Below are 17127 nucleotides of genomic sequence, written 5' to 3'. Positions count from 1 at the left end.
GATGGCATTTAATATTGCGATTGACGGTCCGGCAGGTGCCGGAAAAAGCACCATAGCCAAAGCGTTTGCAAAGAGGCTTTCCTACATCTATGTGGATACGGGAGCCATGTACCGCGCGATGGCGCTTTATCTGCTGAGGGAGGGCATATCCGCGGAGGATGTGAGCGGGATTGAAAAAGCCTGTGAGCGTGCGGATATCTCCCTTGTACATGAGGGCGGTGTCCAGAAGGTACTTTTAAACGGTGAGGATGTAAGCAGCCTGATACGGAGCGAGGAGGTGGGCAATATGGCCTCCGCAAGCGCACAGAACGGCAAAGTCAGGGAGAAGCTGGTGGAGCTTCAGAGACAGCTTGCAGCCAGGACCGATGTGGTTATGGACGGCAGGGATATTGGTACCTGCGTGCTGCCGAAGGCAGATGTTAAAATATATCTCACAGCCAGTGTCCACACAAGGGCGGTCAGACGCTATAAGGAGTATCTGGAAAAGGGTATGGAGGCAGATTTGGCCAGGATAGAGGAGGATATTGAGAAGCGGGATCATCAGGACATGAACCGGGAAATTTCGCCTTTGAAGAGGGCGGCGGACGCTGTCCTTTTGGATTCCTCTGATCTGACCATTGAGGAAGTCCTGGATGCCATGATGGAGATCTGTAAGAATAAAAAAAGCTGAAGGAGCTGCTATGGAAGTAAAGACAGCCAAAAGCGCCGGCTTCTGCTTCGGCGTGAAGCGGGCAGTGGAAAAAGTATATGAGGTTGCAGGAGAGAAACAAGCCGGTGTATATACCTACGGGCCTATCATTCACAATGAGGAAGTGGTGGGAGATTTGGAAAAGAAAGGTGTATCGGTCCTGAACAGTGAGGAGGAGCTTAAGGCTCTTGCTGAAGGAACTGTCATCATCCGTTCCCACGGGGTGCCGAGGAAGATTTACGAGCTGCTTCAGGAAAAAGGGCTGGACTATGTGGATGTAACCTGTCCCTTTGTGCTGAAGATCCACAGGATCGTGGAACGGGAAAGCCGTGCGGGACGCCATATTGTCATTATAGGAAATAAAGACCATCCGGAAGTAGAGGGAATCCGGGGCTGGTGTGAAGGTCCCTCGACAGTCATCAAAACCAGGGAAGAGGCTGAAAATTTCCTGCGGGAAGGCCACGAAAATGTATGTATTGTCTCGCAGACGACATTTAATTACAAGAATTTTCAAGAACTAGTTGAAATTTTAGCCAAAAAGAGGTATGATAGACTTGTTTTAAATACGATTTGCAATGCAACCAATGAGCGACAGGCAGAAGCGGCAGAGATTGCAAAGACAGTAGACGCCATGATTGTCATAGGAGGCAAACATAGCTCAAACACCCAAAAGCTGTTTGAGATATGTAAAGGCGTATGTAAAAACACATACTATATACAGACACTTGCTGACTTGGATTCTGATAGTTTTCAATCCATTCAATGTGTAGGTATTACAGCAGGGGCTTCAACCCCAAATAAAATAATTGAGGAGGTTTCAAAACATGTCAGAATTAAGTTTTGAACAGATGTTAGACGAATCATTTAAGACAATCAGAAATGGGGAGGTAGTCGAAGGTACTATCATCGGTGTTAAAGAAGATGAAATTATCCTGAACATTGGCTATAAAGCAGATGGTATCATCACAAGAAACGAATATTCCAACGATTCTAATCTTGACCTGACTACTGTAGTTTCCGTAGGAGACACCATGGAGGCAAAAGTTCTGAAAGTCAACGACGGCGAAGGACAGGTTCTCTTGACATACAAGAGACTGGCAGCTGAGAAAGGCAACAAGAGACTGGAGGAAGCTTTTGAAAATAAAGAAGTCCTGACAGCAAAAGTAACACAGGTTCTGGATGGCGGTTTAAGTGTTGTCTTAGATGAGGCAAGAGTGTTCATCCCAGCAAGTCTGGTATCCGATTCCTATGAAAAAGACCTGACAAAATATCAGGATCAGGAAATTGAATTTGTGATCACAGAGTTCAACCCGAGAAGACGCCGTATCATCGGTGACCGCAAACAGCTTCTGATGGCTAAAAAAGCCGAAATGCAGAAAGAGCTGTTCGAGAGAATCCATCCGGGTGATGTGGTTGAAGGAACGATCAAAAATGTAACAGATTTCGGTGCGTTCATTGATCTGGGCGGAGCTGACGGTCTGCTTCACATCTCTGAGATGTCCTGGGGCAGAGTGGAAAACCCGAAAAAGGTATTCAAAGCCGGTGAGCCGATCAGAGTGCTGATCAAAGATATCAATGGCGACAAGATTGCTCTGAGCCTGAAATTCGAGGATCAGAATCCATGGTTGGATGCAGCAGAGAAATATGCGGCAGGCAATGTGGTAGAGGGCAGAATCGCACGTATGACAGATTTCGGTGCGTTTATCGAGCTGGAGCCAGGCGTAGATGCATTACTGCACGTATCCCAGATTTCCAGAGCACACGTGGACAAACCGTCTGACGTATTGTCCGTAGGACAGATAGTTACAGCTAAAGTTGTGGACTTCAACGGAGAAGAGAAAAAGATCAGCCTGAGCATGAAAGCTCTGGAGCCGGCTTCTGATGACAGAGAAGAAGCTGCATATGATACAGAAGAATAAGAGATATGGATTCAGAGTGGCGGAAGTGCTGTGTGCAAGTTCTGTCCTGAAACATAAAAAGACCGGCAGCGGAGCAGATTCGCTGCCGGTCTTCTTTCCCTTTTGTCAGACACGTGCCTGGCTTTTCAGATATTCGTAAAGAAAAGACTTCTGCATCTCCCGGTTTCGGAGAAAGCTGTCCGTCCACTGGATATAGGAATCATCAGATCCATAGGAGGATTTAAAAATAGGAAGACCGGGTGTGCCAAAGGCTCGGAGAAAATAACCGCTTACTTTTTTGCAGCAGTTGGAAGCTTTTGCTTTTTCCCGGCAGGCAGGGTCCACATACACCCCCACACTTTTATGGACGGCCTCATCCTCCAGAGGAAGATAGTAATAATTCTTATAGTCAGGATAATAGTATTTTAAAGTGCCTTCCAAAAGAGGCATTTTCATTTTGCCGCAGTCCTTCTCCACGGTGACGTAAGCACAGGGCAGAGAAAAAGAAAGCGGGACAGGGAAGGAGAGGGGGAGTTTCAATGTGAAAAGGATCTCCTTTTGGAGGCTTCCGTCCATGGTCCTGTCTGTCACTTCCCAAACGGAAGGAACCTGAAAATCTCCCCGGAAAAGAGCCAGGAGGGAACCGAAAGCCAGAAGATGGCCCATGCCCTCCACATCGTCATGATTGTGAAGAAACAGAAGGTCTAAAAGTGGTTCCTGGCCTGTTTTGGCATAGGTGCGGTAGACTTTTATCAGTTCCTTTCCGCTCATGGTATCCTTTCTTTTGTATCCGGACAGGGGTTCCAGGGATCTCTGGCGGAAATTCTCGGTCCGAAGAAGCGGGCGGAAAGGCTGAAGCGCGCGGTAGAGGTCCACGGATACGGCATCTGTGAAGGGCGCTGTGAGCCCATAGCCCCTATATTTGTGCTGCAGGTAAGGAAGATCAAAGGTACTGCCGTTAAAGTGCAGAAAACAGCTTTTCCCGGCGCACAGCGACTGAAAGGCTTTCAGCACGGCAAGTTCTTCTTCCTCATTCTCCTTTTGTGCGAGAAATTGTATCATTTCCCATTTGCCATCTGTACACAGTGCGGCTCCGATCAGATACACCCGGCTGTTATGATGACTCAGCCCCGTTGTTTCAATATCAAAAAATAATAAGTCATCTTCCCGGATGTCTGCAGGAAGAAAGTGTTTAGCATATTCTGGCATAAATTGATAATTAAATATCTTGTTTGTTAGCATTTTAACAATAACCTTTCTAATTGTATCAAAAATAATACGAAAAATAGACAAATCATTGTAGCAGTTTTTTGAAAATAATGTTATATTATATAAAGACGTAATAAATACCAAATGGGGCATCCTTTGATTCACGCATAGTAAATATGCCCCTGAAGAGACATAAGAAGGAGGCATCTATGGATTTAAAAGTTGCAGGAATCTCTCTGTATTATATCATAAACTGGTTTTTTATCTACAGTTTTTTAGGCTGGGTGTGGGAATCCTGTTACGTTTCCGTCAAATCGAAAAAACCTGTGAACAGAGGATTTATCAATGGTCCGTTCTGCACCATTTACGGGTTTGGCGCTGTCAGCGTCTATCTGATCCTGAAGGATTTTGATCAGAATCTTCTGGTGCTCTACATAGGAGGCGTGGTGGTTGCCACTGTGCTGGAATTTATAACCGGATGGCTGATGGAGACGATCTTCCACACCAGATGGTGGGATTACAGCCAAAAAAAGTTCAACCTTCACGGGTACATCTGTCTCGGTTCTTCCCTTGCCTGGGGTATCTTCACCGTTCTGCTGTTTAAGGTGTTCCAGCCTTTTGTGGAATGGCTGACCAATCTTTACCCTGTTACCATCGGAACCATTGCCGTAAGTATTGTTGCGGTTTTGTACGGTGCGGATTTTGTTACCTCCGCAGTCGCTGCGTTTGGCATCAGCAAGAGATTTGCCAGAGTGGAGGATATGCTGGAAGACTTGACCGCATACCTGCAGACTACAAAACTATATGAGACAAAAGAGGAGATCAGGGATAAACTGGAGGAGATCAGAGCGTTCAATCTGGCCGATGCTGCGGAAAAGATCGGCACCAAGAAATCAGAGTTCTCCCAACTGCTTGAGGAGCGCTTTTCCCTTTCTGAGAATTATATGGAAAAGAAGGCGGAGCTGGAGAGACGTATGGATGAGTTTTCAGATAAATATCTGTCCGCAAGGAAAAAATCCAACATTGTCGGAAAGCGTATGATCCACGCTTATCCCGGACTGCGCGCGGAATTCAGGCGTCATAAAGAAAGAAAAGCCAAAAAGCATTAACTGGCTTCTTATAATATTCAATTAAAGGAGGGACTACACATGGCGTTTTTAACCTTTAAGGGCGGCGTACACCCTTATGATGGAAAAGAACTGTCAAAAGACAAGCCTATAACGGATTACCTGCCGAAACAAGAGCTGGTCTATCCGTTATCACAGCACATAGGCGCACCTGCAAAGTCCATTGTGGCGAAAGGTGACCATGTACTGGCCGGGCAGAAAATTGCTGAGACGGGAGGTTTTGTTTCCTCACCCATCCACGCATCCGTTTCCGGTACCGTAACTGCGGTAGGCAAGGTACGGAATAACATGGGAAATATGGTGGATGCCATTACCGTGGAGAATGATGGGAAATACGAGAGCATTGAAATGCAAAAGGTGGACTCTCTGGATTCTCTTTCCAAAGAGGAAATCATCAAAAAGATTCAGGACGGCGGTGTTGTCGGTATGGGCGGAGCCGGTTTCCCCACCCATGTGAAGCTGTCTCCGAAGGAACCGGACAAAATTGAGTATGTCCTGGTGAACGGAGCCGAGTGTGAGCCTTATCTGACATCTGATTACCGACGGATGATGGAGCAGCCTGAGCTGGTAGTAGGCGGGCTGAAATGCATGCTGAAACTCTTTGATAATGCAAAGGGTTGTATCTGTATTGAGGACAACAAACCTGACTGTGTTGCAAAGATGACAGAGTTTGTGAAGGATGAGCCGCGTATAGAGGTGAAGACCCTCAAGACAAAATACCCACAGGGCGCAGAGCGCTGTCTGATCAATGCCGTTACAGACAGAGAACTGAATTCCTCCATGCTTCCCGCGGATGTGGGATGTGTTGTGGACAATGTTGATACGGTATGCGCTATCTGCAGGGCTGTCTTGGAGGGACGTCCTGTAATTGAAAAAATAGTCACCGTGACAGGGGACGGCATAGCCAATCCCCAGAACTTCCGGGTAAAGACCGGCACCAGTTTCGCGGAACTGATCGAGGCAGCCGGGGGCTTTAAAGGCTCTGTGGAGAAAGTGATCTCCGGCGGCCCTATGATGGGCTTTGCCATGTTTGATTATCATGTGCCCATTGTTAAAACTTCATCGGCCATCCTGTGTCTGACAAAAGACGTGGTGACAGCAAATGAAAAGTCGGCCTGTATCAACTGCGGACGCTGTGTCAGCGGATGTCCCGCAAGGCTGGTTCCTTCCCGTCTTGCAACATATGCGGAAGAGGGACAGGAAGAACTGTTTGTGAAATTCAATGGTATGGAGTGTGTGGAGTGCGGCTGCTGCAGCTTTGTCTGTCCGGCTAAAAGGCCTCTGACCCAGTCTGTCCGTTCCATGAGAAAAATGGTTCTTGCCAACAGGAAAAAGCCAAAGTAGGAGGAGAATAACATGAGTGACTTATTACATATTTCATCTTCGCCTCATGTGCGGTCGAAGGTGAGTACCAGCGGCATTATGGGCACGGTACTGCTCGCACTGCTGCCGGCAGCTTTATTTGGTATCTATAATTTTGGGCCTCACGCGCTTTTGCTGATCTTGATCTCTATGGCGACATGTGTGGCAACAGAGGCAGTCTATGAACATTTTATGCACAAAAAGCTGACGATCAAGGACTACAGTGCAGCTGTCACCGGCCTTCTTCTGGCCCTGAACCTGCCGCCGTCCGCACCCTGGTGGATACCGGTCATCGGTGGTGTGTTTGCGGTTCTGGTGGTAAAACAGCTTTTTGGCGGACTGGGACAGAACTTTATGAACCCGGCCCTTGCAGCCAGATGTTTTCTTATGATCTCTTTTACCGGCAGGATGACAAATTTTGCTGTTCCTGAAAATGCCTGGGGCAAAGTGGTGGATACGGTATCAGGTGCTACCCCTCTGGCAGCCTTAAAAGCAGGGGAGAGCGTTGATGTTATGAGCCTGTTTCTGGGCAATGTACAGGGAACCATCGGTGAGACCTCTGCACTGGCTATCTTGATCGGTGCAGCCATTCTGCTTGGAACAAAAGTGATCGACTGCAGAATCCCCCTTACCTATATCGGTACCTTTGCTGTATTTGTGCTGCTGTTCGGCGGACATGGTTTTGATATGAGCTATCTTGCAGCACATCTCTTCGGCGGCGGTCTGATGCTGGGTGCCTGGTTCATGGCAACCGATTATGTGACCACTCCGATCACGAAAAAAGGACAGTTGGTTTACGGCGTCTGTCTCGGTGTGTTTACCGGGCTTTTCCGTATTTTCGGCGGTTCAGCGGAAGGTGTTTCCTATGCCATCATTTTCTGTAATCTGCTGGTACCTCTCATTGAGCGTGTCACCATGCCGGTTGCATTCGGAAAAGGAGGTAAGAAAGCATGAAAAAGAGCACAATTTTAAAAGATACGCTAATTCTTACCGCGATCACTTTGATCTCCGGCCTGCTTTTGGGTCTGGTATATCAGATCACAAAGGATCCTATCGCTGAGCAGAAAGAGATGAAAAAACAGGAAGCTTATATGGCTGTTTTCTCAGATGCGGATTCTTTTGAACCCTATATTCCGGCGGAGGATGCCGATTTGTCTGCATACCTTACCGAGAATGGCTACACAGCGCAGACCGTCAATGAAGTGATGAAAGCTGTGGACGCACAGGGCGAAGTGCTGGGATATGCCATCAACATGACCACGTCCGAGGGATACGGCGGAGATATTACATTTTCAATGGGAATAAAGAGTGATGGTACCTTGAACGGAATTGAAATTCTGGATATCAGCGAGACCGCCGGCCTCGGCATGAATGCCCAGAAGGATGAATTCAAGGATCAGTTTAAAGATAAAAAAGTTGACAAATTTGAAGTGACCAAGACCGGGTCACAGACAGACAGCCAGATTGATGCCTTGAGCGGTGCGACTATCACATCCAAGGCCATGACAGGCGGTGTCAATGCCGGTCTGTGTGCATTCCAGTATTGTGTAGAGGAGGCTGAATAGGATGAGAGAAAATTCACCTGCGGAGCGTCTGTATAACGGTATCATCAAGGAAAATCCTACCTTTGTTCTGGTACTGGGTATGTGTCCGACTCTGGCAGTTACAACAGCAGCCATCAACGGCATTGGCATGGGACTTACCACAACAGCGGTACTTATGATGTCCAATCTGTTTATTTCCCTTCTTCGGAATATCATACCGGATAAGGTGCGTATGCCTGCGTATATTGTTATCGTGGCATCCTTTGTTACCGTGGTAGAGCTTTTACTGGAAGGATTTATCCCTTCGCTCTATGATTCACTGGGAATCTATATTCCTCTTATTGTAGTTAACTGTATCATTCTGGGAAGAGCCGAATCCTTTGCTTCCAAGAATACTCCTGTTGCTTCTATTTTCGATGGTATCGGTATGGGGCTTGGATTTACCCTCTCCATTACCATTCTGGCGGCATTCCGTGAGCTGATCGGTGCAGGGACCGTGTTTGGAGTACAGATCATGCCGGGCGCTTATGAGCCGGCAACCATCTTCATCCTGGCACCGGGAGCCTTTTTTGTACTGGCATTTCTGGCGGCTCTGCGTGCCAGGATCCAGGATAAGAAACCAAAGGAAGAGCAGCATCCGGTGCACTGTATGGAAGGCGGCTGTGCAACCTGCGGCAACAAATCCTGCAGCGGCAAATTTTACGACAACACGGAGAAGAAATAGGAGGATAGGAGCATGAAAGAATTATTGATTATTGCGGTCGGCGCGGCGGTAGTAAACAACGTTGTGCTGAGCCAGTTCCTGGGATTGTGTCCGTTCTTCGGCGTTTCCAAGAAAATTGAGACGGCAGCCGGTATGGGCGGGGCAGTTGTCTTTGTTATCACGCTGTCCTCCCTGGTCACCAGCCTGATCTATAAGTATCTGCTGGCAAATCCCCACGTGAACATGCAGTTTCTACAGACCATTGTATTCATACTGGTCATTGCAGCTCTGGTACAGTTCGTGGAGATGTTCCTGAAAAAATCCATGCCAGCTCTGTATCAGAGTCTGGGTGTATATCTGCCTTTGATCACAACAAACTGTGCCGTTCTGGGTGTTGCTGTCATCAATGTGCAGAAAGAGTACAACGTGCTTCAGAGTACCGTAAATGGTTTTGCCACAGCAGTCGGCTTTACCATCTCCATTGTACTTATGGCAGGTCTGCGTGAGAAAATGGAATACAATGATATCCCAAAATATTTCCAGGGATTCCCCATGGTACTGTTGACAGCCGGTCTGATGGCCATTGCTTTCTTTGGCTTTTCCGGCATAATCTAAGGAGGCGCGAAATATGGTTACAGGAATTGTAATTGCGGCGGTTTTGGTAGGCGGCGTAGGCCTCTTTATCGGAGTCTTCCTGGGAGTAGCAGGAAAGAAATTTGCCGTAGAAGTAGATGAAAAAGAAATTTTAGTCAGGGAAGAGCTTCCGGGCAACAACTGCGGCGGCTGTGGATATCCGGGTTGTGACGGCCTTGCGGCTGCCATCGCAAAAGGAGAGGCTCCCGTAAATGCCTGTCCTGTGGGCGGAGCACCCGTGGCAGCCAAGATTGGGGCTGTTATGGGCGAGGAAGTGGGAGACACGGTCCGCATGACCGCGTTCGTAAAATGTGCCGGTGACTGTGAAAAAACCACAGAGTTGTATGATTATACCGGTGTAGCAGATTGTAAAATGATTTCCCAGATGCAGAACGGCGGAGCAAAATCCTGCAGCTTTGGATGTCTGGGTTCCGGTACTTGTGTAAAAGTTTGTCCTTTTGATGCAGTCCATATTGTAAACGGCATTGCCCTTGTTGATAAGGAAAAATGCAAAGCCTGCGGAAAATGTGTGGCAGCCTGTCCAAGGCACCTCATTGAGCTGATCCCTTATGATCAGCAGCACGCAGTGGCCTGCAGCTCCAGAGAAAAAGGAAAAGCGGTTATGAATGCCTGTAAGGTAGGCTGTATCGCCTGTAAAAAATGTGAGCGCGAGTGCCCGGCACAGGCCATCACCATTGAGGACAATCTGGCACATATTGATCCAGAAAAATGCACCAACTGCGGCAAGTGTCAGGAAACCTGCCCAAGAAAGATTATCTGCTGATGAATAAGAAACAAATATATATTTTAATATGTCTGACAGCCGTCTGCCTCCTTGCGGGCGGCTGCGGTCAGAAGAAAAAAGACATGGTGTCAAAAAAGGGATTCTTTTTTGACACCATGATTTCTGTTTCTGTCCTTTGTGACAGCCAGGAGCAGGGAGAGACTCTGCTGGATGAAGTATTTGCCATGTGCAGCAAGTTTGAAAACATATTCAGCAGAACAAAAGAAGAAAGCGAGCTTTACCGTTTGAATCACAGATCAGGGAATGAGGTTACGGTGTCAGAGGATCTATATGCCCTGCTTTCCTGCGCAAAAGAGTATTATGAGAAGACAGACGGAAGGTTTGATATCTCTGTGGCGCCGCTGTCAGATCTGTGGGATTTTAAAAGTGAAACCCCCAAAGTCCCGGATGATGCGCAAATCAAAAAAACACTGGAAAAAACAAATTATTCCCAGGTACACCTGGAACCGGAGCATAAAGTAGTCTTTGATGATCCGGATACTATGCTGGATCTGGGAGCGCTTGCCAAAGGGTATATCGCGGACAAGCTGAAGGCGTATCTGGTATCCGAAGGGATAGAGGGGGGCTACATTAATCTTGGAGGCAATGTGCTGACCATCGGGAAAAAAGAAGACGGGAGTCCCTGGGAGATTGGGATCCAGAAGCCCTTTGCCGAGAGAAATGAGATTGTGGCGTATGTGGACTCTGTGGGGAGCTCAGTTGTCTCTTCAGGGATCTATGAAAGATATTTTGAAGTGGACGGAAAGCTGTATTACCATGTGCTGGATCCTGAGACAGGGTATCCTGTGGAGACAGACCTGGCACAGGTGACCATTCTTTCGGAAGGATCTTTGGAAGGCGATGCGCTTAGTACCAGTTGTTTGATCCTAGGGTATGAAAAAGGGAGGCAGCTGATCGAAGATACTTCTGGGGTGGAGGCTGTGTTTGTGAAAAAGGATGGAACGGTGGAGACTACGGGTGGGGTGGAATTGAAGAAATAAGGATGGGGGACGGAAAGGGCTGGCGGCGGGTTTGGGGGTGAGGGGGTATGTATCCTTTGGGGAGGTTAAGTGGAAGGTTCTACGAGATCCACTGGTTACTAAGACTTGGCGCGAACCCGCTGGTGAGCGTCTTAGTCGCAGTTAGCAGTTAGCTCGGAGGTTCTGGAACGTCGAGCCAAAGGATACATACCCCCTCACCCCCAAACCCGCCGCCAGCCCTTTCCTGTTTCTCGGCAATCCGCAGGGCATTGGCGTTTTTTTGTCAAAGGAAAAAAGCAGTTAAACTTTATGCACCAGATTTTTATTAAAGTGCGCTTAGAAACTATATTGCATTTCAGCCAACACCTGCCGCAGAAATTTTTTTAAAGATTTTACGGTGAGAAAACCAGGGAAAAGAGGGGGAGGGTGGGGATGTTTGTGGCAGCGAGGTTAAGTGGAAGAGCCTGTGAAATCCACCACTTACGGAGACTTAGGCGAGAGCCCTTTGGCGAGCGTCTTAGTCGTAGTTAGTGGTTAGTTCACTGGCTCTGCAACGTCGAGCGGCCACAAACATCCCCACCCTCCCCCTCTTTTCCCGTCCCTTTTTCCATCACAAAATCCCCCACTGCGAACGTACATTTGCATTTTCTCTCCTCTTATGTTAGAATGTTAAAATGAAAATGAAAAAAAGAGATATAGGACTGATTGGCATAGTTTTGCTGATCGCTTTTTTATGCTGGTTTATCCCCTACATACGCGGTCAGTTTACATACAAAGAAGCACAGCTTCGCATCACGGTGGACGGAGAAGAATATGGGGTTTATTCCTTGGAGGAGGACCAGGTTATCCACATAGGGGATACGAATGTGTGTGTGATCAAAGACGGTTATGTAACCATGACAGAGGCGGACTGCCCGGATCATCTCTGTATGAAGCAGAAGAGGATCTCAAAAGAAGGCGGTACTATTGTCTGCCTGCCCAACCGGGTTGTGCTGGAAATCACAGGAGATGAGTCTTTGGATACCCCGGATGTGGTGGCGTCATAATTGATACGGGAGATAAGGATATGAAGAAGACAGCATACATGGGGCTGTTTGCAGCGGTTGCCATTATATTCGGATATGTGGAAACTCTGCTCCCGGTTTTTGCGGGAATCCCTGGAATTAAGCTGGGATTGGCAAATCTGGTCACTGTGATCTTGCTCTACCTGTTTGGATGGAGAGAGGCAGCAGTAGTCTCTTTTATAAGGATACTGGTGATTGGATTTATGTTTGGAAATTTGTTTTCCATATTATTCAGTCTGGCCGGAGCGGCTTTGAGCCTTCTGGTGATGGTGCTGCTGAAAAAAAACGGCGGGTTTTCCGTGGCAGGCGTGAGCATTGCCGGCGGCGTGACACATAATATTGGACAAATCCTCATAGCAGTCTGTGTGGTGGAGAATGTGAACCTTTTTTACTATCTTCCCGTGCTTCTGATAGCCGGGCTTCTGACCGGACTGCTCATTGGCATATTATCCGGTGAGATTATGAAACGAATACCTGGAAAGGACTTGACATGATTGCATACTTAAAAGGCGAAGTGGTTGAAATAGAAGAGGATAAATTGATTCTGGAGTGCGGAACTATAGGGTATAATATCTCTATGCCTGCATCGGCTCTGGACGGCACCCTCCGTCCGGGACAGGAAGTAAAGATACATACACATCTCCATGTGAGGGAGGATGCCATGCAGTTATATGGTTTTCTCACACGGGATGATTTGAAGATGTTCCGGATGCTTTTGGGGGTCAGTGGGATCGGGCCCAAGGCAGCACTGGGAATCCTCTCCGGACTGTCTGCGGATGAACTTCGGTTTGCAGTGCTGTCTGATGATGTGAAGACCATCTCCAGAGCCCCCGGTGTGGGGAAAAAGACAGCCCAGAAGATGATCCTGGAGCTGAAGGACAAGCTGGATCTGCAGGAGGCCTTTGATACCAAGACCATGCATGTGCAGGATGCTTCCCAGGCGGAGACAGGGGACCTTGCGGATGCCAGAAAGGAAGCTGTGCAGGCGCTCACTGCCCTTGGATATTCCGGCAGCGAGGCTTTGCGGGCTGTGAAGCAGGTGGATATGTCTCCTGACATGAATGTGGAAGAGATATTGAAGCAGGCACTTAAAAAAATGAATTTTTAGCGGGATGAGAGCATGGATAAAAAGAGAGTGATTACCACAGACGTAATAGAAGAAGACCTGAAAATAGAAGGAAATCTGCGCCCGCAGTATCTGGATGACTATATTGGCCAGGAAAAGGCAAAGAATAACCTGAAAGTTTACATAGAGGCTGCAAAACAGAGGAATGATGCATTGGACCATGTATTGTTCTACGGCCCTCCGGGACTGGGGAAGACCACCCTTGCGGGCATCATAGCCAATGAGCTGGGGGTACATATGAAAGTGACCAGCGGTCCGGCCATTGAAAAGCCGGGGGAGATGGCAGCTATCCTCAACAATCTGCAGGAGCATGATGTGCTCTTTGTGGATGAGATTCACAGGCTGAACCGGCAGGTGGAGGAGGTGCTCTACCCGGCCATGGAGGACTATGCCATAGATATTATGATAGGAAAAGGTACTGCGGCCCGCTCTATCCGGCTGGACCTTCCGAAATTCACACTGGTGGGTGCTACAACAAGGGCAGGTCTTTTGACAGCACCTCTTCGTGACAGGTTTGGGGTGGTGCACCACCTGGAATTTTATACGGAGGAGGAACTGAAAACCATCATTCTGCATTCTGCAAAGGTCTTGGGCGTGGAGATTGACGAGGAGGGAGCCTGGGAGATGTCAAAGCGTTCCCGGGGAACGCCAAGGCTGGCGAACAGGCTCTTAAAGAGAGTCAGGGACTTTGCCCAGGTACGGTATGACGGGAAGATCACCAAAGAGGTTGCGGATTTTGCTATGGACCTTTTGGAAGTGGACCGATATGGACTGGATCAGACCGACCGGCTTTTACTCACCACAGTCATTCAGCGTTTTTCCGGGGGACCGGTGGGGCTGGATACCCTTGCCGCAGCGATCGGTGAGGATTCCGGTACCATTGAAGATGTCTATGAACCTTATCTTATTAAGAATGGATTTCTTCTGCGCACTCCCAGAGGCAGGGTGGCAAGTGAGCTGGCATACCACCATTTGGGGCTGAATCAGACAGGGGAATGAGAAAAAGGTTGTTTTTCTGCATATTTCGATTATAATAGACAGTGGAAGTCAAATACCCCGCTGCAAGCAACAGAGTATTTGACCCTCGCGGCAGTCAAGCGAGCTTGACTTTGGTTCGTTGTTCGCGGAAATAAAATGCAGATGATGGAAAGCGCTCTTTTGATAACAGTTCAGACAGCTGAACTGTTGCCTCTTTTGGTACTTTCTGTTATCATGAATGAAAATCGGGAGGAGCCCTTTAATGGCAGTTAAGAATACTACACAGGTTTTAATCGGAGGCAAGATTATTACCCTGAGCGGATATGAAAGTGAAGAATACCTGCAGAAGGTTGCATCTTATATGAATAATAAAATGACGGAACTGGGACAGCTCCCAGGTTACAGCCGTCAGTCCGTGGAGACAAAACACACGCTTCTGAGCCTGAATGTGGCTGATGACTATTTTAAGGCAAAGCGGCAGGCGGAAATTTTCGAGGAGGATCTGGAGGCAAAGGACAGGGAAATGTATGATTTAAAACATGATCTGATCACCAGCCAGGTGCAGCTTGAGAATGCCAGAAAAGATGTTGCCCTAAAAAATGAACAGATAGATAAGCTGCAGAACAGAATAGAGGAACTGGAAAAAGAACTGGAAGAACTTTTAAAATAATAGAAAGTATGCCTGACGTATTTTTTATTGTGAAGAATAATGGCTGCGTGTAAAACTTCCGGAACATAGAATGATAGGGCGCGCTCCGGACAGAAGGAACACGTCCTTTTATTATTTTATATAGAAAATTATGATAACGTGAATTTTGGAGGAGACAGATTATGAGAGCAGAACTGCTGGCACCTGCCGGCTCTTATGAAGGGCTTCGGGCTGCTGTCACTGCGGGGGCGGATGCGGTCTATATTGGCGGCCAGATGTTCGGAGCCAGGGCATATGCCAAAAACCCGGACACGGACCAATTACTTGAGGCTATAGATTATACTCATCTGCACGGCAGGAAAATTTATATGACAGTGAATACCCTGCTTAAAAACAGGGAGCTTACGGAACAGCTATACACCTATCTGGCTCCTTATTACCAGCAGGGCGTGGACGGTGTGATCGTACAGGACTATGGTGTCCTGTCTTTTATTAAAAGGGAATTTCCCGGCCTTCCCATCCATGTGAGCACCCAGATGGCTGTGACCGGACCCTGGGGCGCGAAACTTTTAAAAGAGGCAGGGGCGTCCAGGATCGTGACAGCCCGTGAGTTGTCCCTGGAGGAGATCCACAGGATCTACCGGGAAACAGGTGTGGAGATCGAGAGTTTTATCCATGGAGCGCTGTGCTACTGTTATTCCGGTATGTGCCTGTTTTCCAGTATGCTGGGAGGCAGGAGCGGCAACAGAGGAAGATGTGCCCAGCCCTGCAGACTTCCCTATGAAGTGTATGACGGGGAGAAAAAACTGGGCAATAAAGGGGAGGAATACCCTTTGAGCCCAAAGGATATGTGTACCATTGACATCCTTCCGGAGATTTTAAAAGCAGGGGTCTATTCCCTGAAAATCGAAGGGCGGATGAAAAAGCCGGAATATGCGGCCGGTGTTACGAGAATTTACAGAAAGTATCTTGATCTATATGAAAAGAACCCAAAGGGGTACCGTGTTCTGGAAAGTGACAGGCAGGAGCTTTTAAAATTATACCAAAGAGACGGATTCCATGAGGGATATTATAAACAGCACAACGGCAGGAATATGATCGCTGTGCAGAATCTGAAAGCCCAGGACAACAGAGAAAAGGGGGCAGGGAAACGGGATGAGGAATTATTTTCGCAATTGAAAGTTCAATATGTTGATAAGAAATTGCAAGAAAAAATTTATGGAAATGTAATCCTCTTTTGCGGAAGCCCTGCTATACTGGATTTGGAATATGGAACCCACCATATACAGGTGGAAGGGGAAATGGTACAGGCCGCACAGAAGCAGCCCCTCAGCGCGGAGCGGGTGAAAAAGCAGATGGAAAAGACAGGAAATACCCCATTTGTCTTTGAAGGTCTGGATGTGCAGACCGACGAACAGGGTTTTCTGCCTATGCAGAGTCTGAATGAACTGCGCAGAAAAGGCCTGGAGGCACTGACAAAAGAGTGTCTTTCCCCGTACAGAAGAACTTTGCCTGTGCGGACTGCAAAGCCGGAACGTATAGAGAAGGCAGCAGCCGACTCCAAACGTTTCTATGTATCTGTGGAGACCTGGGAGCAGATGGAGGAAGCTTTAAGACGTGGGGAAGTGGACGGCATTTACTGCAGCATATCCATGTTCTGGGGAGACAGCTTTGAAGAAAAGACCAGGTATGCCATGGAATATATAAAAGAATTCGGCAAAGAGTGTTATCTGGCATTTCCCTATATCCAGAGAGAAAAGATCCTGGAGGGCAAAGAGGCGGAGCTTGAAAATCTGGCAGGGTGTCTGGATGGTTTCCTGGTCCGGAATCTGGAAGAGCTGGGATACCTAAACCGTCTGGGGCTTGCAAAAAAAGCAGTCTGCGATTACGCCTTATATGCGTTTAATGATGAAGCGAAGGCTTTTCTGGAGGATCAGGGAGCGCTTCGCACCACGGTTCCTCTGGAGCTGAACGGCGGTGAGATACGCCGCAGAGACAATGAGAACAGTGAATGGATCATCTATGGGTATTACCCCATGATGATATCTGCCCAGTGTCTGAAAAAGACCTGCAGCACCTGTGATAAAAAAAGCGGATTTACCCGCCTGAAGGACAGGTACGGGAATTATTTTCATACCCAGTGTGTATGCGGCTTCTGCTATAATGTGATCTACAACAGTGTTCCCACAGGACTTTTAAGGGAGGCAGACCAGGTAAAAGCCGCATCTGTCTCAGCAGTCCGTATGAACTTTACCATAGAAGGGAAAGCTGAAACTGGAAGACTGCTCGATTTGTTTCTGGATGTTTACAAGAAAAATAAAGACGTGCCCGGCCAGGTGCCTGACTTTACAAAGGGACATTTTAAACGGGGCGTGGAGTAGG

At 47.8% G+C, this 17127-nt stretch carries 18 protein-coding genes; 17 read left to right on the top strand and 1 reads right to left on the bottom strand.

What is annotated here, in order from left to right:
• Position 1: 1 nt before the first annotated feature.
• The 3 genes from cmk to rpsA are packed head-to-tail and all read left to right on the top strand — an operon-like array spanning position 2 to position 2607.
• Positions 2-670: a (d)CMP kinase gene (cmk, locus tag C6P39_RS24760; RefSeq protein ID WP_104805529.1), complete on the top strand. Its 669-nt coding sequence runs from the start codon at positions 2-4 to the stop codon at positions 668-670.
• Between the two features lie 10 nt (positions 671-680).
• On the top strand, positions 681-1532 hold the full coding sequence (ispH, locus tag C6P39_RS24755; RefSeq protein ID WP_095172852.1) for a 4-hydroxy-3-methylbut-2-enyl diphosphate reductase: 852 nt from the start codon (positions 681-683) through the stop codon (positions 1530-1532).
• Positions 1513-2607, top strand: coding sequence for a 30S ribosomal protein S1 (gene rpsA / locus C6P39_RS24750; RefSeq protein WP_104805528.1), 1095 nt, complete (start codon positions 1513-1515; stop codon positions 2605-2607). Before ispH ends, rpsA begins: the two co-directional genes overlap by 20 nt.
• A gap of 105 nt (positions 2608-2712) precedes the next feature.
• Here the strand turns inward: rpsA and C6P39_RS24745 are convergent, their stop codons facing one another.
• Positions 2713-3828 (bottom strand): ribonuclease H-like domain-containing protein, encoded by a 1116-nt coding sequence (locus C6P39_RS24745; RefSeq protein ID WP_158661687.1) that lies wholly within the window; start codon positions 3826-3828, stop codon positions 2713-2715.
• A gap of 176 nt (positions 3829-4004) precedes the next feature.
• Here C6P39_RS24745 and C6P39_RS24740 point away from each other — a divergent pair, with 176 nt between their 5' ends.
• The 14 genes from C6P39_RS24740 (at position 4005) to C6P39_RS24675 (ending at position 17126) form a co-directional block, all read left to right on the top strand.
• Positions 4005-4904 (top strand): putative ABC transporter permease, encoded by a 900-nt coding sequence (locus C6P39_RS24740; protein WP_095172855.1) that lies wholly within the window; start codon positions 4005-4007, stop codon positions 4902-4904.
• A gap of 39 nt (positions 4905-4943) precedes the next feature.
• Entirely contained in the window at positions 4944-6266 is a 1323-nt protein-coding gene (gene rsxC, locus C6P39_RS24735; protein ID WP_104805526.1) for an electron transport complex subunit RsxC, read from the top strand.
• 12 nt (positions 6267-6278) lie between these two features.
• Positions 6279-7238, top strand: coding sequence for an RnfABCDGE type electron transport complex subunit D (locus C6P39_RS24730; RefSeq protein ID WP_104805525.1), 960 nt, complete (start codon positions 6279-6281; stop codon positions 7236-7238).
• Positions 7235-7849: an RnfABCDGE type electron transport complex subunit G gene (locus C6P39_RS24725; protein WP_095172858.1), complete on the top strand. Its 615-nt coding sequence runs from the start codon at positions 7235-7237 to the stop codon at positions 7847-7849. The genes C6P39_RS24730 and C6P39_RS24725 overlap by 4 nt, the downstream gene beginning before the upstream one ends.
• 1 nt (position 7850) lies before the next feature.
• Positions 7851-8552 carry an electron transport complex subunit RsxE gene (gene rsxE / locus C6P39_RS24720; RefSeq protein ID WP_095172859.1) on the top strand — a complete coding sequence of 234 codons (702 nt, stop codon included), beginning with the start codon at positions 7851-7853 and terminating at the stop codon, positions 8550-8552.
• Between the two features lie 12 nt (positions 8553-8564).
• On the top strand, positions 8565-9146 hold the full coding sequence (locus C6P39_RS24715; RefSeq protein ID WP_018597988.1) for an electron transport complex protein RnfA: 582 nt from the start codon (positions 8565-8567) through the stop codon (positions 9144-9146).
• Between the two features lie 13 nt (positions 9147-9159).
• The gene (locus C6P39_RS24710; protein ID WP_104805524.1) at positions 9160-9948 is read left to right on the top strand and encodes an RnfABCDGE type electron transport complex subunit B; all 789 of its coding nucleotides are present in this window, start codon (positions 9160-9162) and stop codon (positions 9946-9948) included.
• Positions 9948-10949 (top strand): FAD:protein FMN transferase, encoded by a 1002-nt coding sequence (locus tag C6P39_RS24705; RefSeq protein WP_104805523.1) that lies wholly within the window; start codon positions 9948-9950, stop codon positions 10947-10949. Before C6P39_RS24710 ends, C6P39_RS24705 begins: the two co-directional genes overlap by 1 nt.
• A 653-nt stretch (positions 10950-11602) precedes the next feature.
• Positions 11603-11974, top strand: a complete 372-nt coding sequence (locus C6P39_RS24700; RefSeq protein ID WP_207657151.1) for a NusG domain II-containing protein — start codon at positions 11603-11605, stop codon at positions 11972-11974.
• Positions 11975-11994: 20 nt separating this feature from the next.
• Complete coding sequence (locus C6P39_RS24695; RefSeq protein ID WP_095172862.1) at positions 11995-12486, top strand: Gx transporter family protein; 492 nt, start codon at positions 11995-11997, stop codon at positions 12484-12486.
• Positions 12483-13100, top strand: coding sequence for a Holliday junction branch migration protein RuvA (gene ruvA / locus C6P39_RS24690; RefSeq protein ID WP_095172863.1), 618 nt, complete (start codon positions 12483-12485; stop codon positions 13098-13100). The genes C6P39_RS24695 and ruvA overlap by 4 nt, the downstream gene beginning before the upstream one ends.
• Before the next feature lie 12 nt (positions 13101-13112).
• The gene (ruvB, locus tag C6P39_RS24685; RefSeq protein WP_065541560.1) at positions 13113-14117 is read left to right on the top strand and encodes a Holliday junction branch migration DNA helicase RuvB; all 1005 of its coding nucleotides are present in this window, start codon (positions 13113-13115) and stop codon (positions 14115-14117) included.
• 241 nt (positions 14118-14358) lie between these two features.
• Positions 14359-14766 carry a cell division protein ZapA gene (locus tag C6P39_RS24680; protein ID WP_065541561.1) on the top strand — a complete coding sequence of 136 codons (408 nt, stop codon included), beginning with the start codon at positions 14359-14361 and terminating at the stop codon, positions 14764-14766.
• A gap of 161 nt (positions 14767-14927) precedes the next feature.
• Entirely contained in the window at positions 14928-17126 is a 2199-nt protein-coding gene (locus C6P39_RS24675) for a U32 family peptidase (RefSeq protein ID WP_104805522.1), read from the top strand.
• The last annotated feature ends 1 nt before the right edge of the window (position 17127 follow it).

Origin of the sequence: Blautia marasmi, from assembly GCF_900258535.1 — a bacterium.
In the GTDB taxonomy this organism is placed as follows: Bacteria; Bacillota; Clostridia; order Lachnospirales; family Lachnospiraceae; genus Blautia; species Blautia hominis.
Note: the sequence above shows the minus strand (reverse complement) of the source record. Positions and strands in the feature narration are given on the sequence as shown.

What these genes read in the sequence shown, in the direction of transcription:
- cmk (WP_104805529.1), top strand. Translation starts at nt 2, where the DNA reads ATGGCATTTAATATTGCGATTGACGGTCCGGCAGGTGCCGGAAAAAGC.
- ispH (WP_095172852.1), top strand. Translation starts at nt 681, where the DNA reads ATGGAAGTAAAGACAGCCAAAAGCGCCGGCTTCTGCTTCGGCGTGAAG.
- rpsA (WP_104805528.1), top strand. Translation starts at nt 1,513, where the DNA reads ATGTCAGAATTAAGTTTTGAACAGATGTTAGACGAATCATTTAAGACA.
- C6P39_RS24745 (WP_158661687.1), bottom strand. Translation starts at nt 3,828, where the DNA reads ATGCTAACAAACAAGATATTTAATTATCAATTTATGCCAGAATATGCT.
- C6P39_RS24740 (WP_095172855.1), top strand. Translation starts at nt 4,005, where the DNA reads ATGGATTTAAAAGTTGCAGGAATCTCTCTGTATTATATCATAAACTGG.
- rsxC (WP_104805526.1), top strand. Translation starts at nt 4,944, where the DNA reads ATGGCGTTTTTAACCTTTAAGGGCGGCGTACACCCTTATGATGGAAAA.
- C6P39_RS24730 (WP_104805525.1), top strand. Translation starts at nt 6,279, where the DNA reads ATGAGTGACTTATTACATATTTCATCTTCGCCTCATGTGCGGTCGAAG.
- C6P39_RS24725 (WP_095172858.1), top strand. Translation starts at nt 7,235, where the DNA reads ATGAAAAAGAGCACAATTTTAAAAGATACGCTAATTCTTACCGCGATC.
- rsxE (WP_095172859.1), top strand. Translation starts at nt 7,851, where the DNA reads ATGAGAGAAAATTCACCTGCGGAGCGTCTGTATAACGGTATCATCAAG.
- C6P39_RS24715 (WP_018597988.1), top strand. Translation starts at nt 8,565, where the DNA reads ATGAAAGAATTATTGATTATTGCGGTCGGCGCGGCGGTAGTAAACAAC.
- C6P39_RS24710 (WP_104805524.1), top strand. Translation starts at nt 9,160, where the DNA reads ATGGTTACAGGAATTGTAATTGCGGCGGTTTTGGTAGGCGGCGTAGGC.
- C6P39_RS24705 (WP_104805523.1), top strand. Translation starts at nt 9,948, where the DNA reads ATGAATAAGAAACAAATATATATTTTAATATGTCTGACAGCCGTCTGC.
- C6P39_RS24700 (WP_207657151.1), top strand. Translation starts at nt 11,603, where the DNA reads ATGAAAATGAAAAAAAGAGATATAGGACTGATTGGCATAGTTTTGCTG.
- C6P39_RS24695 (WP_095172862.1), top strand. Translation starts at nt 11,995, where the DNA reads ATGAAGAAGACAGCATACATGGGGCTGTTTGCAGCGGTTGCCATTATA.
- ruvA (WP_095172863.1), top strand. Translation starts at nt 12,483, where the DNA reads ATGATTGCATACTTAAAAGGCGAAGTGGTTGAAATAGAAGAGGATAAA.
- ruvB (WP_065541560.1), top strand. Translation starts at nt 13,113, where the DNA reads ATGGATAAAAAGAGAGTGATTACCACAGACGTAATAGAAGAAGACCTG.
- C6P39_RS24680 (WP_065541561.1), top strand. Translation starts at nt 14,359, where the DNA reads ATGGCAGTTAAGAATACTACACAGGTTTTAATCGGAGGCAAGATTATT.
- C6P39_RS24675 (WP_104805522.1), top strand. Translation starts at nt 14,928, where the DNA reads ATGAGAGCAGAACTGCTGGCACCTGCCGGCTCTTATGAAGGGCTTCGG.